The organism is Paenibacillus curdlanolyticus YK9 (genome assembly GCF_000179615.1).
Taxonomy (GTDB): domain Bacteria; phylum Bacillota; class Bacilli; order Paenibacillales; family Paenibacillaceae; genus Paenibacillus_T; species Paenibacillus_T curdlanolyticus.
Genome location: NZ_AEDD01000001.1, coordinates 718,911 through 725,994 on the forward strand (window position 1 = coordinate 718,911; position 7,084 = coordinate 725,994).

The 7,084-nt window shown below is 55.7% G+C and carries 8 protein-coding genes; 7 read left to right on the forward strand and 1 reads right to left on the reverse strand.

The window, feature by feature from the left end:
- The first annotated feature begins 1 nt into the window (after position 1).
- From cobD to PAECUDRAFT_RS03375, 3 genes are all read left to right on the forward strand, one after another.
- On the forward strand, positions 2-1,117 hold the full coding sequence (gene cobD, locus PAECUDRAFT_RS03365) for a threonine-phosphate decarboxylase CobD (protein ID WP_006036691.1): 1,116 nt from the start codon (positions 2-4) through the stop codon (positions 1,115-1,117).
- Positions 1,118-1,120: 3 nt separating this feature from the next.
- Entirely contained in the window at positions 1,121-1,828 is a 708-nt protein-coding gene (locus PAECUDRAFT_RS03370; RefSeq protein ID WP_006036692.1) for an adenosylcobinamide amidohydrolase, read from the forward strand.
- A gap of 93 nt (positions 1,829-1,921) precedes the next feature.
- Positions 1,922-2,185, forward strand: a complete 264-nt coding sequence (locus PAECUDRAFT_RS03375) for a hypothetical protein (RefSeq protein ID WP_040711122.1) — start codon at positions 1,922-1,924, stop codon at positions 2,183-2,185.
- A 66-nt stretch (positions 2,186-2,251) separates the two neighbouring features.
- Here PAECUDRAFT_RS03375 and gluQRS read toward each other — a convergent pair whose 3' ends face one another.
- A complete protein-coding gene (gene gluQRS / locus PAECUDRAFT_RS03380) occupies positions 2,252-3,214 on the reverse strand; it encodes a tRNA glutamyl-Q(34) synthetase GluQRS (protein WP_006036694.1) in 963 nt (320 codons plus the stop codon).
- Between the two features lie 242 nt (positions 3,215-3,456).
- On the opposite strand from gluQRS, the gene corA reads away from it, so the two are divergent.
- The 4 genes from corA to PAECUDRAFT_RS03400 all read left to right on the forward strand — a co-directional run.
- Complete coding sequence (gene corA, locus PAECUDRAFT_RS03385) at positions 3,457-4,413, forward strand: magnesium/cobalt transporter CorA (RefSeq protein ID WP_006036695.1); 957 nt, start codon at positions 3,457-3,459, stop codon at positions 4,411-4,413.
- A 54-nt stretch (positions 4,414-4,467) separates the two neighbouring features.
- Positions 4,468-4,914, forward strand: a complete 447-nt coding sequence (locus PAECUDRAFT_RS03390) for an NUDIX domain-containing protein (protein WP_233516719.1) — start codon at positions 4,468-4,470, stop codon at positions 4,912-4,914.
- Positions 4,914-5,771: a phosphodiester glycosidase family protein gene (locus tag PAECUDRAFT_RS03395; RefSeq protein ID WP_006036697.1), complete on the forward strand. Its 858-nt coding sequence runs from the start codon at positions 4,914-4,916 to the stop codon at positions 5,769-5,771. Before PAECUDRAFT_RS03390 ends, PAECUDRAFT_RS03395 begins: the two co-directional genes overlap by 1 nt.
- 41 nt (positions 5,772-5,812) lie before the next feature.
- A partial coding sequence (locus PAECUDRAFT_RS03400; protein ID WP_006036698.1) for a helicase-related protein occupies positions 5,813-7,084 on the forward strand: 1,272 nt, incomplete at its 3' end.

Sequence of the window (7,084 nt, forward strand, 5' to 3'; positions counted from 1 at the left end):
GATGCTTGAACGGTATGGACACGGGGGAGATTTGGTAACTGCAGCCGAAATGTACGGCATTCCCGCTTCGGATTTTATCGACTTCAGCTCTAATATGAATCCATTCGGACCGCCTGATGCGGTGCAGCGCGTGATGGAGCAGCGATGGCGGGACCTTGACCAGTATCCGGATCCAGCTGTTCGTGGACTGCGCAGCAAGCTTGCAGCGCGTCACGGGATATCAATGAATAATGTGCTTTGCGGCAATGGCGCGGCCGAGATTATCGACCTTGTCATTCGTGCGATGCGCCCTGGCGCTTCCGTTGCGTTAGCCGTACCGGGCTTTGGCGAGTATGCGGATGCAGCCCGCAAATATGGCGGCAAGCTGTTCACGGTGCCATTGCTGGAGGATGATCGGTTCCGATTGTCTGAGGCTAGCGTGTTTGAAACAGTCGAACGGGACAAGCCCGGGCTTTGGATGCTGGGCTCGCCGAATAATCCGACTGGACAAACGGTTAGCCGCGATCTGGTGCTGAAATTGATTGATACTGGAGCGTTTGTCGTTATCGACGAAGCGTTTATCGATTTTATCGCGGATGAAGATCGTTTGACGCTCGTGCGAGAGGCCGCAGCAAGACCGAATTTGCTGGTGATCCGTTCGATGACGAAGTTTTACGCTGTGCCGGGCATTCGGCTAGGTTATGCGGTGGGTTCGCCGGAGGTTATAGCAGCGATGCGCCGTTTGCAGACGCCGTGGAGCGTTAATTCGCTGGCGCAGTGGATGGGAGAGGCTGTACTTGGGGACGAGGCCTACGAGCAGCGCACATTGGCATGGCTCGCGGAAGCGCGCCCGCACCTTGCAGCGTCCTTGCAGGCTTTGGGGTTCACCGTGTTCGAGAGTGCAGTCAATTATCTCCTGCTTAAGCTGCCGGATCGATGCGTATTAGATGCATCTGAGCTGCAAAGACGAATGGGGCAGCGCGGCGTGCTCGTGCGGGATGCTTCTCATTTTGAAGGACTGAATGGACGGTTTATCCGCGTGGCAGTGAAATTGAACGAACAAAATGAAAAGCTCGTGCAAACGTTGAAAGCCGTTCTGCTTGAATCCGGAACGCATGCAGAAATGGAACGAGGGTAGCTTATGCAGCCATTTCGATCGGAAGCGCGATTCGAATCCCGCATCTGGGACGGCGTAGTTGCGGAGCTGATCGATGACCGGATCGTCATTCATTCCGCGGAGCCTTTAAGGACGTTAAGCAACTCGGTATACCGAGGAGGTGAGGCGACGGCTCGCCAGTTCGTCAATTGGCGCGTACCGCTCACCTATAATTCGGATCATCCGACCCGCGATATCGAGCAGCAGCTCGCCGAATGGCAATGTGAAGCTTCGCAAGCTGTCGTTCTCATGACAGCTGCGAAGCTAACGCATGCCTCGATCATGGAAACGGAAAATGATCGATTTCGGATGTTCTGCCTGACGACGGCAGGGACGAGCAATGCGGCGCGGGCAGGCTCGCAGCGCAAAGTATACGACGCATGGCGGCCAGGGACGATCAACACGTTCCTGCTTTTCGATGGACAGCTTGGGGAATCAGCTATGGTAAACGCGTTAATGACTGCCGTGGAAGCGAAGGCTGCAGCGATACAGGACATCGGATTGCGCGATTCCGATAATGGTCTCACCGCAACGGGAACGACAACGGATGCCATTGTCATCGGCGTAAGCGGCAGCCGAACATTCGGCGCGATCCATGATTACGCCGGCACGGCGACAACGGTTGGAGCCGCTGTCGGCCGACTCGTTTATGAAACGGTATATGAATCCGTCCAAACACAGCATCAACCCTAATTTTGCAACAAAATGATCGACAATGACGTCAGTCCCATTGGATAACGTGCAGGAAGATTTGATGAAGGAGCATGGATGGGGGAGGCGTCTAGGTTGTTCGAATGGATCATTTTGCTGCTTGGCTGCGGCGCTGCATTCGCAATTCCTTTTGTTATGCGCCAAATCATGGTTTCCGTCCAAATGGGCGGTGGCATTTTGTTCATCATCTTATATGTTGGCGGTTATTTGAGCATGGTAGCGCCTTTCATGGCTTTATGGATTTTCGGTTCCTTATGCGGGCTGGCTATGCGAGTAGACGAATCGGCGCGCGAGGCGAAGGAAGCGCATGAACGGGAATTTCATCATCGGAATTTATGAATAACTACGCATCAAAAAAACGCGTTCGTGCCGAGGCCGATCGCGTTTTTTGATGGATGTATACAATTAACGCATGTCGAGCCACTCCAGCGTCTGCGAATCTACAATTACAGGCTCGCGAGGAATCTGCGCCAAAGTAAAGCCGCCAACAAGCTCGCCAGCTGCGATTGGCGCAGGACGATCGATCAAGCCGCTCATCGCGGCTAACAATCCAAGCACGCGCTCAGGCTGCACGCCGCGTTCCCGAATGGCAGCGAGCGAGATCGAGCCATGGCGTTTGGCTAATCGTTTGCCATCCTCGCCTAGCAGCAGAGGCACGTGGGCGAATCGCGGAGGCGTTGCGCCAAGCGCCTCGTACAGCATGAGCTGTCTTGGCGTGGAGTCAAGCAAGTCGTAGCCGCGCAGCACGTCGGTGATGCCCATCGCAATATCATCGACGACAACAGCTAGCTGATAGCTGAACAGCTCGTCGGCACGCTTTACGACAAAGTCTCCGCCAGCCCCTGGAGGGAAAGCTTGAAGGCCAGCAATCCCATCTTCAAAAACGATGTCTCGCTCCTCCATCGTAAAGCGAATGGAAGGGTGCTTATGCAAGCAGCGCTCGGCGCGTTCCGACGCGGTAAGGTTTCGGCATGTGCCCCCATAAGCGGGGCCTTCTGCCGACAAACCGTGCGGCGCGCTTGCAACCGCCAGCAGCTCGGCCCGGCTGCAGAAGCAGGGATAGAGCCGTCCGCGCTGTTCGAGCTGTCCAAGCGCGTCCTCGTATAGCTGCTCGCGTAGGCTTTGCTGATAAGGCGCATACGGACCGCCTACATCAGGGCCTTCATCCCAGTCCAAGCCGAGCCAACGCAAGTCTTCCAGCGCTTGACTAGCGAATTGCGCCTTGGAGCGCGGCTTGTCGATATCCTCCATCCGCAGCACGAATTGTCCGCCTGCTTGCCGAATTTGCAGCCAGGCCAGCAGCGCCGTCCGCGCATTGCCAATATGCATGAGCCCCGAAGGCGTCGGGGCGAATCTACCGCGCAGCATTGATATACACCTCTCGTTTGAATGGGAACAAGAAAGCAGCAGCGTTGCATCTGCCCATTATGGTTAAAGAGATTCGTAAACGTTTGTATGTGAATCCGGTTATATTCCAAATATTCTAGCATGGCGCTTTCACAAGAAGCAATCGGCTGAACAGGAAGGAATGTCAAGATTGCACTGAGTCATGGTACAATAGTTGCATTTCATAGCAATGGCTAATGGTTGAAGTACCGGAGGTTGAACGAATGCTTTCGATAATGGCTGTAACGAAACAGCATGAACGAGTTGAGGGATTAACGTTAGAAGATATCCGGCTGCGCTACGAGGATTATGAATGGTTTTGGATCGATTTTGACCAGCCGTCGGAGGAAGAAATCGGGCTGCTCGAAACGATGTTTCATTTTCACCCTCTTGCGATCGAGGATTGTTTGCATCGGCTGCAGCGTCCGAAGCTGGATCATTATGGCGACACGCATTTTTTTGTGCTGCACTCGCTTCAAGCAGAGACGCTGTTCGTACATGAGGTCAATCTATTCGTGCATGAACGTTTTATCGTAACGTTCCATATGCAGCCTTCGCCAGAGCTGGGAGCGGCCATGGCGAAAATGATGGCAACGACCAAGGAGCTTCACGGCTGCACGCTGCATGCCGCCTACATGGTGATGGATGAGCTGGTCGACCGCTATTTTCCGGCGATGTATGCGCTGGACGATCAATTGGCGGAAAAGGAGATTGACGATACGAGCCGTTCAGGCACCGCTTTGCTGGACGAGATTTTCGCCATCCGTGCGAAGCTGCTCCACCTGCGGAAGACATTTATGCCGATGCGCGACCTGCTCTATCGGCTGCTCAGTTCCGACCGTATAGCCGGGCTGCAGGAGCAGCGCGCTTTTTTCGCTGACGTGCATGACCATCTGCTGAAGCTGTCGGAGATGCTGGATGCAAGCCGAGAAATGACGGCCGATTTGCGCGATAGCTACATATCCTACAGCTCCAATCGAATGAACGGCATTATGAAGACGCTGACCGTCATTACGACGATTTTCATGCCGCTGACGTTTATTGCCGGACTTTACGGGATGAATTTTGACCGGATGCCTGAGCTGCATTTGCGCTGGGGCTACTTCGGCGTATTGACCGTCATGGGGCTATTGGGCGGAGTCATGTTCCTATGGTTTAAGCGTAAAGGCTGGTTCGATTAGCGATGATACGATAGCTGTTTGCAAGAGAAGAGGAGGAACTGTCGATTGAAAAAAGTGCGTATGGCGACAAAAGCGATCATCCGCAAAGATGATCAGCTGCTCTTAATCAAATTCGAAGATGAGCGCGGCGTCCAGTACGGGTTTCCGGGCGGCGGACAGGAGCATGGCGAAACGCTGCATCAGGCGATCGTCCGGGAGTGTCTCGAAGAGATCGGCCAGGATGTGGAGCCGTTAGCGCTTCTTTATGTACGGGAATATATCGGCGCGAACCATGGATTGTCAGACCGTGAAAGCGCCTTTCATCAGGTCGAATGTTATTTTGAATGCAAGCTTCTGTCCGATCGGCCGTTTGACTCGGCCTCGGTTCCCGATACGAATCAGATCGGTGTAGAGTGGGTTCCGCTTGAGCAATTGGACGACATCATGCTTGTTCCACAATCGTTAGGCAGAATCATCCGATCGGGCGAAGCAAGTCCGGTATACGTAGGTGACATCAATTAATGGAGCCAACGGAAGGTAAAAGAGCTACGTCAGAGGAGAATCAGCTAGGAGAACGTTCCTCCCGAACGGCAGGCATCATCGCTATCGTATTTATTGCAATCGCCGTTTCGCTTGCCGCAAGCGGGATTGCAGTGTGGATTACCGTGGGGTCGCAGCTGGGGAAGGAAAAAGGGAAGCCGGCTTATGAAGGGTATGCGTATCGGATGAAGGCGTCTGACGGCGTAAAGCTGCATATGCTGGTGACCGAGCCGGATAAAGTGACGTTGGATGCCGTGCGCGGGAATGTTAGCGCTTCGCCTTTTTATGGGATCAACGGCGGATTTTTTTATAATGGTCGGCTGTTAAGCATGGCGCTTGTGAATGACCAGCCTGTCGGCGGAAGTGCTGGCGCTTACGGTTCAGGATCAGAAAATGTGCGCGTCCCGCGCGGTACGCTAGTCTGGGATGGCGCGGAGGATCGGCTGTCTGTACAGGTGCTGTCGAATCCGAAGGAGCTGCAAGTCAGCGACCGCGACCATTATTGGGCGCAGGGCGGCATCAGCATGAAGCCCAAAGAAGAAGCGGGTTGGCGCAAACAAATCGAGGATGAATTAGCGCCGTTCCCCGATGACGCCCGGCTGCGGACGGCTGCCGTGTATGATACGGAAGGTCGGTTGTACCTCGTTGTCACCGATACTAAGACGACGCTCGCGCAGTTTAGAACGGCTATCATCCATTCGATACCTATGATTGAGGACGGCATTTTTCTGGACGGAGACGGCTCGTCTCAGCTGCGCTCGTTCGAAGCGTCGCTGTCTGGCGATGGGCGTCGCGTGGAGCAGATGATTCGGCTGGTCAGGCCAAACGAAAAGCCGTAGCAAGCAAACGGCTCAGCAAGAAGAGAAAGGAACGAAGCGGGTTGAAACCATTACCGATAGATGAAGTCATTCCCGATATAAAACGATTGCTCGCTGCGCGGCCTAATGCCGTGCTAGTAGCGCCTCCAGGCGCAGGCAAGACGACGCGAGTTCCGCTTGCGCTGCTCGGCGAAGAGTGGCTTGGCGATCGAAAAATCGTGATGTTGGAGCCACGCAGATTGGCTGCGCGGTCTGCTGCGGCGCATATGGCGTCGTTGCTAGGCGAGAAAGCAGGCGAGACGGTCGGATACCGCGTTCGCCTTGACACGAAGGTAGGTCCGTCGACGCGAATCGAGGTCGTGACGGAAGGCATTTTGACACGCATGCTGCAATCGGATCCTGCACTGGAGGATATCGGGGCGATTCTGTTCGACGAGTTCCATGAACGGCATTTGCAGGGCGATTTGGGCTTGGCGCTCAGCTTGCAGTCGCAGTCGCTCCTGCGGGACGATTTGCGCATTGTTGTGATGTCGGCAACGCTGGAAGCAGCGCCCGTCGCGCGATTGCTCGGCGATGCGCCCGTTATTGAAAGTCAAGGTCGCGCATTTCCGGTTGAGACGTTTTATGCAGACAACAGTCTTGGCTTAACGAGCACAGGCACTTGGCTCGGCATTGGCGCTGTCAGTGGAAGGCCGGTTAGCGGCACTTGGGGCCATACGAATCGCGAGGATACGCTGGAATCTCGCGTTGCGTCTACGGCAGCCGCTGCACTAGGTAGGCATGATGGCGATCTTCTTGTCTTTTTGCCCGGCATGCGCGAGCTGCGCCGCGTACAGACGCTGCTGCTTGAGCGGGGCATCGGGCAACGCGACGGCGTTGAGCTTGTTTTGCTGCATGGCAGCATGCCGTTGGAAGAGCAAGGGAGAGCGATTGCGCCTTGCAAGGCTGGCGAGCGCAAGATCGTGCTTGCTACGTCTATCGCAGAATCATCATTGACGGTTGAAGGCGTTCGTGTCGTCATCGATAGCGGGCTGATGCGCGTGCCTCGCTTTTCCCCGCGAACGGGCATGTCGCGGTTAGATACCGTTCCGGTATCTGCGCCCTCAGCGGATCAGCGGCGCGGCCGCGCAGGCCGCGTGGCGCCCGGCGTATGCTACCGGCTGTGGACGGAGCAGGAGCAGCAGCTGCTCGCGCCGCGCAGCACGCCGGAGCTGCTCGAGGCGGATCTCGCGCCGCTCGCGCTTGAACTGGCGGCTTGGGGCGTGCAATCGCCCAGCGAGCTGAGCTGGCTGGACGAGCCGCCAGCCGGCGCTTACGCGAGCGCACGCGCGCTG

Coding starts and splice junctions, on each gene's coding strand:
- cobD (WP_006036691.1), top strand. CDS start 2: ATGCTTGAACGGTATGGACACGGGGGAGATTTGGTAACTGCAGCCGAA.
- corA (WP_006036695.1), top strand. CDS start 3,457: ATGCTTTCGATAATGGCTGTAACGAAACAGCATGAACGAGTTGAGGGA.
- gluQRS (WP_006036694.1), bottom strand. CDS start 3,214: ATGCTGCGCGGTAGATTCGCCCCGACGCCTTCGGGGCTCATGCATATT.
- PAECUDRAFT_RS03370 (WP_006036692.1), top strand. CDS start 1,121: ATGCAGCCATTTCGATCGGAAGCGCGATTCGAATCCCGCATCTGGGAC.
- PAECUDRAFT_RS03395 (WP_006036697.1), top strand. CDS start 4,914: ATGGAGCCAACGGAAGGTAAAAGAGCTACGTCAGAGGAGAATCAGCTA.